The organism is Deinococcus piscis (assembly GCF_014653275.1).
Taxonomy (GTDB): domain Bacteria; phylum Deinococcota; class Deinococci; order Deinococcales; family Deinococcaceae; genus Deinococcus; species Deinococcus piscis.
In genome coordinates this window covers 1-15,279 of record NZ_BNAL01000042.1, presented here as the reverse complement: position 1 = coordinate 15,279, position 15,279 = coordinate 1, and the positions used below count along the sequence as shown (strand labels likewise).

The following is a 15,279-nucleotide window of genomic DNA, read 5'->3' as shown; positions in this document are numbered from 1 at the left end:
TGTGTGCTTTGACAGGCTGGGCACTCCGGCATCCTGTCAGTAGATCACGTTGGTACAGCCACTACCAATTGCTCTAGGCCAGGGTGGAGCGCAGCCAAACATTTCACAGGCGATTTTGAAGAATTACGAACTTCCTTGCCCCCCACTCCCCGAGCAAGCCGAAATCGTGCGCCGTGTGGAACTTCTCTTCGCCCGTGTAGACGCGCTGGAACGCCAGTACGCGACGGCGGTGAAGTCCTTCGACTCGCTCACGCCTGCGCTACTGCAAAAGGCCTTCCGGGGCGAACTGGTGCCGCAAGACCCGAACGACGAACCGGCGGCGGTGCTGCTGGAACGCATTCGGGCGCAGCAAGCGGCACAGGGACCGAGGAAACGTGGGCGTGGAGTGGGACGCAAGGCAGCGGATAAGAAAGCGGCTGAAGCTCAAGATCAGGGGAAAGCAGCGGCGGATGCGGAAGCCAAGCCCAAGAAGCAGCCCGGCAGGCCACGTAAGGTAGCGAATAAGTCAGAGATTCCCGCCGCAGTCAGCTACGAAGACGCAATGCAGCAGCTGGAGGCTATGGGCATGGAGCGGGCCAGTGGAACCCGGCAAACTCCGCTGTTCGGCGACGAGGATTGAAGCTGGCCTCAGCCCCTCTGTGAATCCCATGCAGGGGTACCCTGCACTGCTCCCACCCCAGCATCCGTCCGCTTTGTTCTGACCAGTCAGAACGGCGGTGACTTGAGTAGGCGAGGCAGGCAGGGTACGGAAACTTACACAATGCAATGATGGTGACGGAAACCGCGCCCACTCCGGAGCAGCAGGCGTATCTGAACACCAAGTGGAACTCGACCGTTCGGCCCGTCAATGTCGCCGGCAAGCCCTACTACTCCATCGCCTTCACCGAGTGACCGCCCCGAGAACGAGCAGGCGCAAAGGTCGCTGGCCACTGCTCCTCGCCCCCAGCCTCAGCCGCCTTCCAGCAGGAGGGCGGCTTTTTCGCAGATATGCTCGCCCATGACCTGAACCGCGTCACTTACACCCAGTGGCTGACCGTCACCGATGTGGACAACGTGCCAGAAACGGAGGGACTGCTGGGCACTCTGGCCGGGAACTGGGCCGGTTCCTAGGAAAATGCCAGCCTCGGGAACGCTTCAAAGCCCACTGCTGGCTGAAGGCAGTCCTCTGACCCCGCAAGAAGCCCGCAGGGCCTTCCTGGGGCGCTGGGCAGAGCTGCAGCCGGAGCAGTCCGCAGATGAAATCTACCTAAACTGAGTGCATCATCACCTTGTTTTCACTGGGTCACCGGTGGCACTTTGTTCCCTCTTCGGATTTTCACGGTGGCACTTTGTTCCCTTTTGCACCCAGAGGCTCCCCGAAACGGGCAATATGCGGCCGCTGCCTGTGGAAAACCCGGCATTTCACGGTGGCACTTTGTTCCCTTTTTGGATTTTCACGGTGGTACATTTCACGGTGGCACTTTGTTCCCTTTTGGAATTTTCGCCGTCCTGAACGAAGTTTTGTTCGCCCCTCAGCATGAATCATGCAGTTACCGGTGGCACTTCGCCCAATTGAGAGAAAAAGACGGTGGCACTTCGCCCAGTTTTGCCTGGAATAGGCGTTCTAGACGTCAAAATCTGTCCCACCGTTGAATGACTGAACATGCTCTCTATCTGGCGCTGTTACAACTCCGCCATCAAGATGACCTCGGCCATCCGCAGGGCCTCCGCTTTTTCCTTCCTCAGAGCAGTCAGCAGGGCTTCCAGTTCTAGGGCATCAAGTTCCCCCAGCGCCTTGATGGCAGCATCCGACGGAGCACGGCGCAGGTGCAGCCCGAGGATGGTCATTGCTGTCTCTCTTGGATCTGAAGGGGCCTCCACGTCCTCAGACGACCTCTTCCCTGCTTTCTTCTTCTCCGGGGCCTTCACGGCGCTCTCAGAGGCAACGTAGCCCCATTTCTTGGGATTGCGGATCGCGTCGACGATCGATGCAGCCAGCGAACGGGGCTTCCAGCCGGTGGCCAGCCGTTCATCCACGACCTTCAGCGCTGGCCGAATGCGCAGTGGATGGTCCGCGGCCAGCGCTTCGGCCACCGGGCGCGTGATTCCCCGTTCCAGCAGCTGGTCCACCATCTCGGGCTGAGGCGCAGCCAAGAACACGTAGTTGATCTTCCCTGCTCTGCCACGCCCGGAATAGATCACGTCATGCAGGTAACCCTCCTGCTTCAAACGGTCGTGCGCCAGATCGAGCATCCGCTTGGCGTTGTCGGTCCTCTCGTCTTCCAGGCCGCAGGCGTTGAACCAGTCCTTGACGGCGAACGTGATTTCCGTCAGAAGCGAACCGTCACTGCTGACCCGGTGGGCCTGCAGCACCCGGTAAAGGCTGCGGGCCTGCGGCTGCCCGAGCCGGGAAAGCAGTTCGGCATCGAGCATCTGAAACAGACCCGCCCGGATAGACGCGGCGAAGCTGGGAATCAGGGTGATCTCGATAGGTGACACTTCACTCAACTCGCGGGTCTCGAACGGACGGTGTTCTCCGGTCGACTGATCCACCAGGCGCAACTCGGCAATCAGGCTGGTCGCGGTCGTATCTCCCTTATGACGTTCCTGCTTCTCGTCCCAGCGGGTCCGCGTCATGGTCCATTTCACACCCCACAGACGCAGCAGAGACTCACGGAGGCGGGTGTAGTACTGACCGGTCTTCGGGTGGCCACTCATGGCGAGCAGGGCCGAGCCCATCACCTGAATGGAGTTGTTGTCCGGACAGCCTGCCCGGAAGAAAAGCGTCTGAATGGCCAGCAAAACGTCGGCATCCTGGCCATGGGGCCTGCCGTAGAAGGCATTCCCCTGCACGCGGTACATGACCTCGCCGATGGAGTAGTCCACCTGCCAGTTGGTCTCAGTACTCGGCAAAGTGCGCTGCACACTGATCACACCCGCGCGGGTGAGGTCCATTTCGTTGATGCGGATATCCACCTTGATTGATTTTACAATCAAAGAAAGAATTATTGATTTGATTGATCAATCAGGGGGCCGTTATACGGGCCTTATACGCCGTCCAGGACAGTGGCCTACCCCAGCTATACCTCAAACGAGTCACCACTTTCCCTCAAACGAGTCACCACTTTCCCTCAAACAGGTCACCACTTTCCCTCAAACAGGTCACCACTTTCCCTCAGATGAGTCACCATCTGGGCTGCGAGAATCGCCCTGTAGCTCCCCTTTTGCTCCTTCCTGGTGACCTATCTGAGGCATTCCAGTGACTCGTTTGAGGTGTTTCGGTGACCTATCTGAGGTATTCCGGTGACTCGTTTGAGGTATTCCGGTGACTCATCTGAGGTATCTGGCCGTTCTGGGTTGGTCCTGCAGCATCTGTTCCGGTAACTCAGCATCAGCAGGGGTAGAAGCGTCCAGGGAGCAGCCAGGGGCATAGTTTCACCATGCCCCCCCTCTTCCCTGCCACCTGCCACTTGCCACATCGACTGGACACGGAAACGGGACGCACGCCGTGTGTATTTGTCATGGGATGGCTCCCGAGAGAACTGAGATTGTGGTCACATAGGCGAACTGCCTGAGCATGCCCATACGCCAAGTGAACTCGACTGGCGGCGCATTCTACTGGAGCCGCTCTCTGACAACCTGGCGGCCGCCATCACTGAGTTCGATGCTCTCCCGGCCGAACTGGGCGACCTGCGAGCCGACATTCCCCGTCTGGCTCATGGCATGGAAGCCGCTACCTGGCCCGTGCTGAGGCGGGCTGCGGCGCTCGGACTTGGCAGTCGTATCGGTTTCGCAGATACCTCGCTCCTGCCAGATCAGAGGCCTGCCAGCAATCTGGAGCTTTACCGGGCTGCCGTGCGGCTCATGGCGCAAGTTTGATCCAATTTCATAGTTGCTGTGTTGTCCTTCGGCCGTATCGTGAATAGCCCTGATGGCGATGTCGAATCCTCCCTTTGGCCCAGCCCTGCCGCAGACTCCCGAGGCTTTCCGATCTGTTCCCCTCCGATTGAACCATGTAAATGACTCAATCGGAATCGTAATAACCTGAGCCATGCTGCTGCGGCTCACCCTTCATTACTCACCCGCTACTGACCTGGGCTACCTGTTACATAAGCACCCGGATCGCACCTTTACGCGCACCCTCTCGTTCGGGCAGTCGCAGCTTTTTTTCCCGCACATTGCCCCAGACCGTTGCACCGCGGTCCTGCAGCTGGAAGTAGATCCGGTGGCCCTCTCACGGCAGGTGGAACGGGGTGCGAGTGCGACTACAGCTCCACTGGAACCCTATGTGAATGATCGCCCCTACGTGTCAGGCAGCTTCATGGCGGTGGCTCTTAAGGACGCGTTCGGTACAGCGATGAGCGGGCGCAGCAAGGAGCGGCCCGAGTTGGCGGCCCAGGCACTGGACTTTGACGTGGAGTTGCCTGCCGTGGCTGTGCGTGGTGAGGGACAAGCCGAGGAATTTTTCGGACCGCTGGGCTACGCGGTCACCGCGACACCTATCCCGCTGGACCCGGATTATCCAGAGTGGGACGAGGTGAGTTATGTCTCGCTCCGCTTACGCAGCACAGTCAGGCTGCAAGACCTGCTAGCGCACCTCTATGTGCTGCTGCCTGCGCTGGATGGCCGCAAGCACTACTTCGTGAATGAGGCCGAAATCGAGAAGTTGGAACGGTACACGGCAGATTGGCTGCCGACCCATCCCGCCCGTGAAGCCATCCTACGCGGCTACCTGCGCTTTGCCCCGCTGGTCGGGCAGGTGCGCGAGGGCTGGTGGGCGGAAGAAGGCACCGCTGCCCCAGAACCTGTCGAGCGGGCACATGTGGGACGGCTGGACGCGGTGGCTGAGCAGCTTCAGGCTCTGGCCGCCGAAGCCGGCCAGCCGAATGTGAGCGTGCTGGACCTGGGCTGCGGTGAAGGCGAACTGCTCTGGCGTTTGGTCCGCAGCAGCGTCTTTCGGCCCATCGTAGGCATGGACCTGAGTGCCCAGAGCCTGCGCCGAGCGGCCGAGCGGTTGCATCTGCATGAGCGGCCCGAAGTCGCGGCGCGGGTGACTTTATGGCAGGGCAGCCTCACTTATCCCGATTCGCGGCTGCATGGCTTTGACCTGGCGGCGCTGGTCGAAGTGATTGAGCACTTGGAACCGCACCGCTTACCTGCCGTGACTGCGCAGGTCTTCGGCGGGGTGGCCCCGCGTGCGCTAGTCGTGACCACACCGAATGCCGAGTATAACCAGGTCTTCGGCGCGGAAGCTGGCCTGCGGCACAGCGATCACCGCTTCGAGTGGACCCGTGCCGAATTCGCTGCCTGGGTGCATGAAATCGAGCGGCGGTACCCGTACCGCGCTGCCATCAGCGGAGTCGGCGCGGAGCACCCCGACCATGGCCACATCACGCAGATGGCTGTCTTCCGCCGCAGAACCGAAACAGAACACGCCCAAGGAGACACCGCATGATCACGACGCCCACCACCATTCAATTGCCTGCACCCGCGCTGGTCCTCTTGATGGGCGCATCTTCGGCAGGGAAAAGCAGCTTTGCGGCACGGCATTTCAAGCCCACCGAGGTGCTCAGCAGCGACCATTTCCGTGCGCTGGTGTCGGATGATGAAACGGACGGTTCTGCGACCGCCGATGCTTTTGAGCTGCTGTATGCGCTGGCTGACAAACGCCTGGCACGCGGCCTCCTCACGGTGATTGACGCCACCCACGTTCGTGCCGCTGACCGTAAACGGGCTATTGCACTGGCCCGTGCTCACGACCTGTTGGCGGTAGGCATCGTGCTGGATTTGCCGTTGGAAGAGCTGCTGGCACGCCACGCCGAGCGGCGGGAGCGTGATTTCGCGGCCAAAGTCATCCAGCGGCAGCAGGGCGAGCTGCGGCGTGGGCTGCGTGGCCTGGCAGGGGAGGGGTTGAGGCATGTCTGGACCCTCCGCAGTGAGGCTGAGGCTGAGGCAGCGCAGCTGGAGCGCACGCCGCTGTTTCCGGACCGCCGTGAGTTGCGCGGACCGTTCGACTTCATCGGCGATGTTCATGGCTGCCGCGAGGAACTGGAAACCTTGCTGGAGAGCCTGGGGTATTTGCGGGGTGAAGCAGGCTACGCTCACCCGGAAGGCCGCCGCGCCGTATTCGTGGGTGACCTGATTGACCGTGGCCCTGACAGCGTAGGCGTACTGCAGCTGGTCATGGACATGGTGCAGGGAGGGGCGGCGCTAGCCGTACCAGGCAACCACGACGACAAACTGGCGCAGGCCCTCAAAGCCCGTGGTACGGGCCAGTGGCCGGCTGATCTTGGTGCCACGCTGGAACAGTTGTCCGCACAACCTGCCGAATTTCAGGGGGCGGTGCGTGGATTTCTGAGCGGCATGGTGTCGCACCTGGTCCTCGACGAGGGCCGTGTGGTCGTCGCACACGCGGGCCTGCCTGAGCGCTATCAGGGGCGGGCTTCGGCGCGAGTACGGTCCTTTGCGCTGTATGGCGACGTAGACGGTAGCGTGGACGCGGCAGGTCTACCGCTGCGCCGTGACTGGGCCGCCGAGTATGACGGTGCGGCGCTGGTGGTCTATGGCCATACCCCTGTAGCTGGGGTGCGCCGCGTGCGCAACACCGTCAATATCGACACCGGCTGTGTTTTCGGCGGTTCATTGACCGCGCTGCGCTATCCAGAAGGAGAAACCGTGAGTGTCCCCGCTGCGGCCATATATGCTGCGCCGCCTGCTTCAATGACTCAGCTGGCGGTGGCTCCCACCGAGGCACAGCCAGCGGCACTGTTCGACCTCGCCACTTTTTTCAGCAGCTACACGCTGGACACCCGCGCTGGGGGCCAAATCCGGGTGCCTGCGGCCAGCCGTCCCGACGCGGTCTCGGTGTATTCCATGCACGGCGTAGACCCGCGGCTGTGCGCCTATTTGCCGCCCACCATGAGTCCGGTAGCGACCAGTCCGCAGGCGCTGGAACTGGGGCTGCTGGAACATCCCGCGCAGGCGTTCAACTACTTTCGCAAGCACGGGGTAGAGACGGTCATCTGCCAGGAGAAGCATATGGGTAGCCGCGCGGTGCTGCTGCTCTGCCGCGACGAGGCCGCCGCCCAGCGCCGTTTTGGAGATGCGCTTGCGGGCACACTGGGCACGGTCTATACCCGCACCGGTCAGCGCTTTTTCGCATCTGACTGGGAACACGACGTTCTGACGCGGACCGCTCAAGCCGCTACACAAGCTGGCCTCTGGGATAGCCTGAGCACCGACTGGCTGCTGCTGGACACTGAACTGCTGCCGTGGAGCCTCAAAGCCGAGGAGCTGATTCGAGAGCAGTACGCGGCGGTGGGCGCGGCAGGCTTGGCAGGCCTCAGCGGCAGCACTGCTGCACTGGCGGAAGGTGTAGCACGGGGTTTACCGCTTAAGGAAGTGCTGGAGCGCACCCAGGAGCGCCTGAGCCACCTTGAACACTACCGCGCCGCTTACCGGCGTTACGTGCGCCGCAGCGAAGGCCCGCAGGACGTGCAGTTCCGCCCCTTCCATCTCCTGGCGGCAGAGGGGCAGACCTTCTTCGAGCAAAGCCATCTATGGCACTTGCAGAAGCTGGCGGAGCTAAGTGGGGCCGACCCACAACTGTTTGGGAAAACGGCTTATCAGTTGGCCGACCTGTCTGACCCATCTTCGGTAGCCGCAGCTACGGGCTGGTGGACCGCCCTGACAGCCGGCGGCGGCGAAGGCATGGTGGTCAAGCCGCTGGATTTTCTGCCACCGCGCGGCGTACAACCTGCGCTCAAGGTACGGGGGCCGGAGTATCTGCGGATGATCTACGGGCCGGAATATACGCGCCCAAGCAACCTCATCCGTCTGCTGGAACGCGCCCTCAAAGGCAAGCGCACCCGCGCCCTACAGGAGTTCCGTCTGGGCTTGGAGGGGCTGGAGCGACTAGCGGCAGGTGACCGTTACGACAACTACCACCCCTACGCTCTGGGTGTATTGGCGCTGGAGCAGGGGAGAATGGACGCACGACTGTAACTTTATTGGCTGCCGGCAGAAACCACTGGAAAGCGCGAGTATTCGCCGGGTTTTTATGGGAGATGAAAGGCTGCCATTGTGCCACCTGCTTTCAGACTGACTGAGCCTCCATCACCCTGAAGCGACTATCAGAGTTGACCAGCTGGTGAGAACAGCAAGAGTCGGCGTCGTTGGTTGAAAGGTGGTCTCCGTACGGTACATGCCGACGCTTCAGTGCCATCAGACCTTCCTCTTAAGAGAGGAGTAGGCGGGCTATAGATAGGGATAATGCGCCTGCGCTCAGTTCCGTTGACGTCGCCGCAGCCGCACCGCTGAGATGCCTCTGAAGCCTGCTGCGTCACCTCTCCCCTTCCAGCCCCAGGTGCGGATACCGGTATCCGCACCTGGGACCCTTCACCCATAATGGAGTCATGAGCCATCAGACCAGAGTGATCATGCTGTTCATCCACGCGGGTGGGGCAGGGAAAACCAGTACCACCCGCGACCTGGGGTATGAGCTGGCAAGGCGTGGCAAACGGGTCCTTCTGATTGATCTCGACCCCCAGGCTAACCTCACCAGCTGGCTAGGAAAATACGAAATCACACCGGAGCAGACCGTGCAGGCCGCTCTGGCGGACTATTCGCCGTTGCCTGAGCCGCTGGAAGCTTACGGCATGCATCTGATCCCCAGTCACCTCTCACTGGCCCGGACCGAGGGACAGCTGGGTGGAATGACCAACCCCGAGGGCCGTCTCAAGGTGGCCATCGACGCCGTGCGTGCGAGTGGCCGCTACGACTACATTCTGCTGGACGCTCCTCCGAGTCTCGGGAAGATGACGGCCAATGCGGCCAACGCCGCGGACTGGGTCATCGTGCCCCTGCCTCCCACACTCAAAGGTCTGGATGCGCTGCCTGGGGTCCAGGAGATGATCGGGGAATACAGCCGGACCAATCCCGGTTTGAAAGTGGCGATGTATCTGGTGACCCACATGAACCAGACCAAGGCGTCGCGGGAAGTCATGGAGGTGTATCAGGAGATGCTGGGGGATCAGCTCACCGGTCCGATGGTGCTGCGGCCAGCCATCTACGCCAATTGCCAGAACGCTGGGCGGCCGATTGATGGCAGTTCTAAGGACGAAGCCGACGCGCGCGCTGAGATCATTCAGGCTACCGACGCTTTGCTGCAGCGGGTAGGTGACGCATGACCAGAAACAGTGCCCTGGCAGCCGCCCGTGCCCGCGCCCAGCAGGCGACGGACAGCATCCGCGAATCGGAGCGCAGGAACCGGCCCGTCCGCTACATCCCACTGGAGCAGATTGAGCCGTCACCTTATCAGGCCCGCCGTGACTTCCAGGCCATTGACGAACTCGCGGCTGACATCCAGGCCAATGGAGTACTTCAACCGGTGGTGGTCCGGCAGCTGGGGGAACAGCAGTTTCAGCTGGTGGCGGGAGAACGACGCCTGCGCGCCAGTCAGGTGGCAGGGGAGACCACGATCCCGGCGATGATTCACGAACTGACGGACCGGCAGGCCCGGATCTACGGGTTGCAGGAGAATCTCCAGCGGGAAGACCTCAATGCCTATGAGGTGGCGAGGGCTGTCCTCGATCTGACGGCCCTGGAGCTGGGACGAGATGCGGAAGAAGTCCAAAAGGAGTTGGGAGCCAATCATCCGCCGGAGGAGACCTTGCGGGTGCTGTCCGGTGCCCTGGGCCTGGTCAACAAGGAACTGACCTATCAGAGCTACAAGCGGAACTACTTGGCGCTGCTCCGGTTGCCGCAGGCACTGGTGACGGCCATCGAGCAGGGCGCTTCCTACTCTGCAGTTCTTGCCCTCAGGGCCGCCACTCCAGAGCAGCAGCGAGACTGGCTGCCTAAAGTTGTCTCTGGCGAGTGGAGCCGCAGGCAGGTGCAGCAGGCCATTCGGGAAGCGAAGAGTTCGCAGGCCGGCAGGGGAGAGCAGAAGCCTGATCTGGTCCGGCAATGGTCGCACCTCAGCGGAAGGGTAGACCCTGAAAGGCTGATGGCTTTGGATACCCGGAAGCAGGAGAAAGCAAGTCGGCTGCTCGCCGAGCTGGCCAAGCTTGTGGAAGAAAATTGATTCCCGAGGATGGGTGGCCATCTGGTTTCCGGTATATGGCCTCCGTGATCTCCGAGCCTCCTTCAAGTGGGATTACGCCTGGTGTGCCGCTCGTCTCTGCGTCTGGTGCTTGACATCTGGCCTACAGATGACGGCGAGGCAAGGTCACACACATCGCTGCCCAGACAAACTCCGGATGAGTTTGCCCGTTTGGAGTAGGCGGGCTGAGTGAAGCTGAGGTTCGTGAAACGACTGGTGCCGTTTTTGAGGCACCCTCGCAACGGCGTGCCATCCTTCAACCCAGAGTACTCCCTGGTAATCCCACAGAGTGACGCGACCGGGTGACCTGCCCCTCCAAGCTAAGGACATGTCACCCACCTTGCCTCTACAAACACAGGCCCTCAGTAAAAGCTACGCGGGCAGGGCTGTCGTCAGGAATGTGAACCTGCAAGTCCCGCCCGGCTCGCTGTACGGCCTACTGGGGCCAAACGGCGCGGGCAAGACGACCACGCTGCGCTGCCTGCTGGCCCTGTCGCGTCCCACCTCCGGCGCGTGCCTGATCGACGGCCAGGACGCCCGACAGCCCACCGCACGCCGCCAGGTGGCGGGCATGATCGACTCGCCTGCCTTCTATCCCAACCTGACGGCCCGCGAGAACCTGCAAGTTGCCAGCGGCCTGCGTGGGGCCAGCACCGCCGACCACGCCGAGCTGCTGGAACTGGTGCGCCTGAGCGACGCCGCCCGCCGCCCCGCCCGCACCTACTCGCTGGGCATGAAACAGCGCCTGGGCATCGCCATGACGCTGGTGGGCAACCCCCGTAGCCTGATTCTGGACGAACCGCAAAATGGCCTTGACCCACAGGGCATGGAGGAAATGCGTGGCCTACTGGTCCGGCTGCGGGAGCGCGGGCATACGGTGGTGGTATCAAGTCACCTGCTGGGCGAGGTGGGGCGGTTCGCCACTCATCTGGGCGTGATGCGAGGCGGACAACTGGTATTCCAGGGTAGCCTGGAAGAGTTTCGCGCTGGGGCCGGGGAGCGGCTGGAAGTGGTCTGTGATCGGGCGCAGGAGGCTGAAAAAGTGCTGACAGAGGCCGGGTTCACCCTCACCCGCCTGGGCGACACCCTGCATCTCCCACCAGCCGCCGACCAGGCCCGCGTGGCCCGCGCCCTGCTGGCCGCTGGCCTGAACTGGCAGAGCCTGACCCGCAGTGGGGGACGCCTCGAAGACCGGTACTTCGCACTGACGGGGGTCCAGGCATGAGGCTGCTGAAACTGGAGTTCCTGAAGCTGCGGCGCACGTTGGTCTGGCCAGTAGCACTGAGCCTTCCACTTGTTCCGGCAGTGATGAACACGGTGATTCACCACTCAGAGCGTTTCCAGAAGGCGGAGTGGGCCGACGTTCTGCAAAATGGTCTGAACACCTGGCACCTGATGCTGATGCCGCTGGTGCTGAGTCTACTCGTGGCGTGGGTGCTGGGGTCGGAACACAGCGGCGGAGGCTGGCGGCTGAATTTCGCCGCGCCGCGGCCACGGAGAAGCGTCCCGTACGCCAAGATGGTGCTGTTGCTGTTTCTGAGTCTCGTCATGGCCACTCTAATGCTGCTGAGCGTCGGCCTCAGCGCCCTTAGTCTGCCGTCTCTCACGGGCTCGCCGGACTGGGCGGCGTTCGTATGGGGGGGATTGCGCGGCTGGGTGGGGAGCGTGGAGCTTTTGCTCGTGCTGTTTCTTACCGCGCTACGCTTTCCCAGCTTTCTTGCGCCCATCGGTCTGGGCATGGCGGGGATGGTGGTTGGCTTTATGGGCATCAATTCCGATAGCTTCGGCCCCTGGTGGCCCTGGACCTTTCCCACGCTGCTGTCGTTGCCGGGCCAGGATGGAAAAGACCTCCAGTTCCCGGGTGCGGTGAGTGTGGTGGTGGCCCTTGCTTGTTGGGCCCTGAGTCTGCAGCATGTGCGGAGGCAAGATGCTTAAGCTGCTGCAGCTAGAGGTTCTGAAACTGCGCCGTACACTGGTCTGGCCAGCCGTACTGGGCCTTCCGCTTGTGCCGGCTGCTGTCAATCTGGGTTGGTTTACCGCCACAGGGTTTCGTGGGAGAGATTGGGCAGAGCCTCTGGGCAATGCGCAGGTGACATGGTTTCTACTGCTGGAACCGCTGGTGCTGGGCCTGCTCGCCGCACAGTTGACCGGGCTGGAAGGGTACAGCGGCGGTTGGCGGCTGATATTCGCTGCACCGCGTCCTCGCCATGAAGGGCTGCTTCCGCTGGGGTTGCTCCTGCTGGGGTTATCCCTGCTAATGATGGTCATTATGGGAGGCATGACGGCCCTGAGCAGTGCCCTGCTTCCACTTTCCGGCACGCCGAACTGGACACAGTTCGCGTGTGACCTGGGACGCGGCTGGCTGGCGTCGCTGGGGCTGCTCGGCCTGAGCATGTGGGCGGCGCTGCGTTTCTCCAACTTTCTGGTGCCTCTGGGCCTAGGGGCCGCTGAAATCCTGCTTGCCTTCGCAGGGCTGAGCCAGCCGCTCCTGTCTCCCTGGTGGCCCTGGTCGCTGCCGATTCTGGCTGCGCAGCCGCCGGACGGTGGGTCAGCGCTGAGGCTCCTCCTCATATCGGTGGGACTGGGGGTGGCGTTTGCCCTACTCACTGTAAGGGAGGCCGAGCGCCGTGAAGTTTGAACACTGGTGGCACGAATGGTATGCCGAGCGTCCCACCGCCCGCGCCGCCGTACTGTTCAGCGGGCTGAACCTGCTGCCCATCCTGCTGTTTACCCTGGTGTTTCCCCCACTGCGGCTGGACATGCAAACGCTGCCGGTGACCGACCCCGCCGAAATCACGGTGCGGTTGCTGGCCGCGGCGTTGGCGTTTTCCCTCATCGTCTGGGCTTTGCGGCCCGGTCAACGTGCGGGGCAGGAGTTATGGGCGCTGGGGGGCGCGGCCCTCGCCCTGACCGCGTTTTACGCCCAGTTCTACCCGCTCTCTTTGCTGCTGGCCGTTCTACCGCTCCTGCTGCGTGTCTGGCTGAGCTTTCGGCGCACACTGCTGGTGTCGCTGTTGGTCAGTGTGCCCGTTACAGCACTGGATGCGTTTCTCAACCACTTCGTCAACGCCCACGCCGCGCCCGACTGGGGCCGCTGGCTGGCGCTGCTTCCGTGGTGGCTGGGCTTTGCGCTGGTGGTCAACTTCTACACGCTCACCGCCTTTGAATTCGCCTACCGGGAGGCGCTGCTGCGGCGCAACCTGGCAGCGCTGTCAGAAGCCCATCTTGAGTTTGCCAGCCTCTCCGAACGGGCGCGGATTTCGCGGGAGCTGCACGACACGTTGGGCCACCACCTGATGACGGCGCGGCTCAATTTGCAGGTGCTGGCACGGCAGGACTTGTCGCCGGGAGCAAGGGCAACCCTGTCCACCCTGGAAGAGAGCAACGCCGCCGCCGTGAGTGACCTGCGCAGCGCAGTGCGGCTGCTACGGCCTCTCAGTGGCGAAAGAAATCTGGTGGACGCAGTGGACAAACTGCTGGAACGGCCTGGCGTGACATTCGCTGTTCAGGGTCAGGAACTCCCCCTGAATGAGGCCCAGCGCCTGACCCTCTACCGCGCCGCGCAGGAGAGCCTGTCCAACGCACTGAAACACGCACCAGGGCATCTGCTGACGCTGAACTTGCACTTTGATGAGGATGGCGTACGCCTGGAAGCCATCAATACTGCTGGGCCAGCCCTGGGTGATCCCGCCGGTCTGGGGCTGGCCGGACTGCGTGAGCGCGTTACGGAGCTGGGCGGCACCTTCAGTGCTGGGCGTGAGGGCGGGTGCTTCCGACTGAGTCTGCATCTTCCGGTGCAACCATGATTCGCGTACTGCTGGTAGACGACCAGCCGCTGGTGCGGGCGGGGCTGCGCTCCCTGCTGGCGTACGAGAAGGACATGGCCGTGGTAGGCGAGGCGGCGAGCGGCCTGGATTGCCTGCATTGGTTGAAAGAGAATAGGGCTGACGCGGTGCTGCTGGACATCCGCATGCCGGGGATGTCGGGCATAGAGGTCTGCCGGGCCCTGGCGGGCCACCGCACGCCGGGCCTGATTCTGCTCACCACCTTTGACGACGAGCGCGACATCTCGGCCGGGCTGGCGGCTGGGGCGCGAGGTTTTCTGCTCAAGGACGCCGACGCTGCTGAGATTGCGCAGGCAGTGCGCCGGGTAGCGGCGAGGGAAAGGTATATTCAGCCGCTGGTCTCGGAAACCCTATCGGCCGTGATATCCGGAATGACACCTATGACTCTGGAAGCCCATCCCGCTGAAGCCCTGACGCCCCGCGAGGCCGAAGTGCTGGCCCTTATCGCCCGTGGCATGGGCAACAAGCGCATTGCGCTGGCACTGGGGATTAGCGAGAACACAGTAAAAGTACATGTGGCACGAATATTACATAAGCTAGGCGCGGCCGATCGGCTGGAGGCTGTCAAGGTGGCGAGGCACAAGGACTGGCTGAGAAGCCATTGATCAACGCTCAGCTGCCTCCTGCTGCCGTAAATGCCTGCTGGAAGCCGCATCGTCAACGTCGCATCATTGGGCCAGCAAGGACTCGACCTGAACGATCTGAATCAGCTCCGGAGCTTTGATGGCATTCAGGCGTACTGCCGTAGCAAGGCTGCTTTGCTCATGGTCACCCTGGAGCTGAGTGAGATGGTCGCTGCCCGGCACGTTCCCGTCGACGCCGTTCACCCGGACCAACTGATGCCTACCACGACTGATCGTCCTGGTCAGTCTGGTGATGGGCCTTCGGGGCATCCTTGATACCCAGGCAAAGGCTGGAATCACCGAGGTGACGCACCTGTTCACGCCGACCTTATAGCGTCAGGAGGAAAAATCGACTCGAGTGCGGTACAGAGTATCCCTGGTGTCGTACTGGTTGCCCCGGAGACGGGAGTCCCCCTCAATGTCAGTCAAATGCCTGCTCCCACTGGCCCGGCCCGTGAAGCCCGCTCTACAAGGTCGAACTCGATACTCCTTCGCTGGAGACATTGCGCCAGGGTCAGGCCACCGATACCAGCACCGACAATCAGAATGCGTGGCGTCATGGCTGATGGACCTTTGCCTGCCAGGCGAATTGCGCCGCCAGATGAGCCTCCATCTCCCCGAAAGTCAATGTCCCGCAAAACCAGCTTTGCAATCCAGCCTGATGGTAGTGGTACGGAAAATCCTTCAGGCTACGTTCGAAGATTCCGTAGCTTTAAGCAGTTTAACCCAG

The 15,279-nt window shown here is 62.1% G+C and carries 16 protein-coding genes; 13 read left to right on the top strand and 3 right to left on the bottom strand.

The window, feature by feature from the left end; genetic code table 11:
* Positions 1 to 49: 49 nt before the first annotated feature.
* From IE158_RS12070 to IE158_RS13705, 3 genes are all read left to right on the top strand, one after another.
* Positions 50 to 619 (top strand): restriction endonuclease subunit S, encoded by a 570-nt coding sequence (locus tag IE158_RS12070; RefSeq protein WP_189643961.1) that lies wholly within the window; start codon positions 50 to 52, stop codon positions 617 to 619.
* Positions 620 to 765: 146 nt separating this feature from the next.
* Positions 766 to 891 (top strand): hypothetical protein, encoded by a 126-nt coding sequence (locus tag IE158_RS13710; protein ID WP_268248074.1) that lies wholly within the window; start codon positions 766 to 768, stop codon positions 889 to 891.
* Positions 892 to 987: 96 nt separating this feature from the next.
* Positions 988 to 1,110, top strand: coding sequence for a hypothetical protein (locus tag IE158_RS13705; RefSeq protein ID WP_268248073.1), 123 nt, complete (start codon positions 988 to 990; stop codon positions 1,108 to 1,110).
* Positions 1,111 to 1,662: 552 nt separating this feature from the next.
* On the opposite strand, the gene IE158_RS12065 is transcribed toward IE158_RS13705, so the two are convergent.
* A complete protein-coding gene (locus tag IE158_RS12065; protein ID WP_189643960.1) occupies positions 1,663 to 2,955 on the bottom strand; it encodes a replication initiator protein A in 1,293 nt (430 codons plus the stop codon).
* Between the two features lie 747 nt (positions 2,956 to 3,702).
* Between IE158_RS12065 and IE158_RS13780 the strand changes: the two genes are divergently transcribed.
* The 10 genes from IE158_RS13780 (at position 3,703) to IE158_RS12015 (ending at position 14,531) form a co-directional block, all read left to right on the top strand.
* Positions 3,703 to 3,858, top strand: a complete 156-nt coding sequence (locus IE158_RS13780) for a 3-keto-5-aminohexanoate cleavage protein (RefSeq protein WP_373295843.1) — start codon at positions 3,703 to 3,705, stop codon at positions 3,856 to 3,858.
* 172 nt (positions 3,859 to 4,030) lie between these two features.
* Positions 4,031 to 5,434, top strand: a complete 1,404-nt coding sequence (locus IE158_RS12055; protein ID WP_189643959.1) for a 3' terminal RNA ribose 2'-O-methyltransferase Hen1 — start codon at positions 4,031 to 4,033, stop codon at positions 5,432 to 5,434.
* A complete protein-coding gene (locus tag IE158_RS12050) occupies positions 5,431 to 7,983 on the top strand; it encodes a polynucleotide kinase-phosphatase (protein ID WP_189643958.1) in 2,553 nt (850 codons plus the stop codon). Before IE158_RS12055 ends, IE158_RS12050 begins: the two co-directional genes overlap by 4 nt.
* Before the next feature lie 410 nt (positions 7,984 to 8,393).
* On the top strand, positions 8,394 to 9,167 hold the full coding sequence (locus IE158_RS12045) for a ParA family protein (protein WP_189643957.1): 774 nt from the start codon (positions 8,394 to 8,396) through the stop codon (positions 9,165 to 9,167).
* A complete protein-coding gene (locus IE158_RS12040; RefSeq protein WP_189643956.1) occupies positions 9,164 to 10,063 on the top strand; it encodes a ParB/RepB/Spo0J family partition protein in 900 nt (299 codons plus the stop codon). Before IE158_RS12045 ends, IE158_RS12040 begins: the two co-directional genes overlap by 4 nt.
* Positions 10,064 to 10,409: 346 nt before the next feature.
* Positions 10,410 to 11,306, top strand: coding sequence for an ABC transporter ATP-binding protein (locus IE158_RS12035; RefSeq protein WP_189643955.1), 897 nt, complete (start codon positions 10,410 to 10,412; stop codon positions 11,304 to 11,306).
* Entirely contained in the window at positions 11,303 to 12,016 is a 714-nt protein-coding gene (locus tag IE158_RS12030) for an ABC transporter permease (protein WP_189643954.1), read from the top strand. Before IE158_RS12035 ends, IE158_RS12030 begins: the two co-directional genes overlap by 4 nt.
* Positions 11,994 to 12,719 (top strand): ABC transporter permease, encoded by a 726-nt coding sequence (locus tag IE158_RS12025; protein WP_308430688.1) that lies wholly within the window; start codon positions 11,994 to 11,996, stop codon positions 12,717 to 12,719. Before IE158_RS12030 ends, IE158_RS12025 begins: the two co-directional genes overlap by 23 nt.
* A complete protein-coding gene (locus IE158_RS12020) occupies positions 12,709 to 13,887 on the top strand; it encodes a sensor histidine kinase (protein ID WP_189643952.1) in 1,179 nt (392 codons plus the stop codon). The genes IE158_RS12025 and IE158_RS12020 overlap by 11 nt, the downstream gene beginning before the upstream one ends.
* A complete protein-coding gene (locus tag IE158_RS12015) occupies positions 13,884 to 14,531 on the top strand; it encodes a response regulator (protein ID WP_189643951.1) in 648 nt (215 codons plus the stop codon). Before IE158_RS12020 ends, IE158_RS12015 begins: the two co-directional genes overlap by 4 nt.
* Before the next feature lie 63 nt (positions 14,532 to 14,594).
* On the opposite strand, the gene IE158_RS12010 is transcribed toward IE158_RS12015, so the two are convergent.
* Both IE158_RS12010 and IE158_RS12005 read right to left on the bottom strand, forming a co-directional pair.
* Entirely contained in the window at positions 14,595 to 14,753 is a 159-nt protein-coding gene (locus IE158_RS12010) for a hypothetical protein (protein ID WP_189643950.1), read from the bottom strand.
* Positions 14,754 to 14,974: 221 nt separating this feature from the next.
* Positions 14,975 to 15,109, bottom strand: coding sequence for an FAD-dependent oxidoreductase (locus IE158_RS12005; protein WP_189643949.1), 135 nt, complete (start codon positions 15,107 to 15,109; stop codon positions 14,975 to 14,977).
* Between the last annotated feature and the right edge of the window lie 170 nt (positions 15,110 to 15,279).

Bases quoted from the DNA above. Each gene is read 5' to 3' on its own strand.
- IE158_RS13710 (WP_268248074.1), top strand. From the start codon at position 766: ATGATGGTGACGGAAACCGCGCCCACTCCGGAGCAGCAGGCGTATCTG.
- IE158_RS13705 (WP_268248073.1), top strand. From the start codon at position 988: ATGCTCGCCCATGACCTGAACCGCGTCACTTACACCCAGTGGCTGACC.
- IE158_RS13780 (WP_373295843.1), top strand. From the start codon at position 3,703: ATGGAAGCCGCTACCTGGCCCGTGCTGAGGCGGGCTGCGGCGCTCGGA.
- IE158_RS12055 (WP_189643959.1), top strand. From the start codon at position 4,031: ATGCTGCTGCGGCTCACCCTTCATTACTCACCCGCTACTGACCTGGGC.
- IE158_RS12050 (WP_189643958.1), top strand. From the start codon at position 5,431: ATGATCACGACGCCCACCACCATTCAATTGCCTGCACCCGCGCTGGTC.
- IE158_RS12045 (WP_189643957.1), top strand. From the start codon at position 8,394: ATGAGCCATCAGACCAGAGTGATCATGCTGTTCATCCACGCGGGTGGG.
- IE158_RS12040 (WP_189643956.1), top strand. From the start codon at position 9,164: ATGACCAGAAACAGTGCCCTGGCAGCCGCCCGTGCCCGCGCCCAGCAG.
- IE158_RS12035 (WP_189643955.1), top strand. From the start codon at position 10,410: ATGTCACCCACCTTGCCTCTACAAACACAGGCCCTCAGTAAAAGCTAC.
- IE158_RS12030 (WP_189643954.1), top strand. From the start codon at position 11,303: ATGAGGCTGCTGAAACTGGAGTTCCTGAAGCTGCGGCGCACGTTGGTC.
- IE158_RS12025 (WP_308430688.1), top strand. From the start codon at position 11,994: ATGTGCGGAGGCAAGATGCTTAAGCTGCTGCAGCTAGAGGTTCTGAAA.
- IE158_RS12015 (WP_189643951.1), top strand. From the start codon at position 13,884: ATGATTCGCGTACTGCTGGTAGACGACCAGCCGCTGGTGCGGGCGGGG.
- IE158_RS12005 (WP_189643949.1), bottom strand. From the start codon at position 15,109: ATGACGCCACGCATTCTGATTGTCGGTGCTGGTATCGGTGGCCTGACC.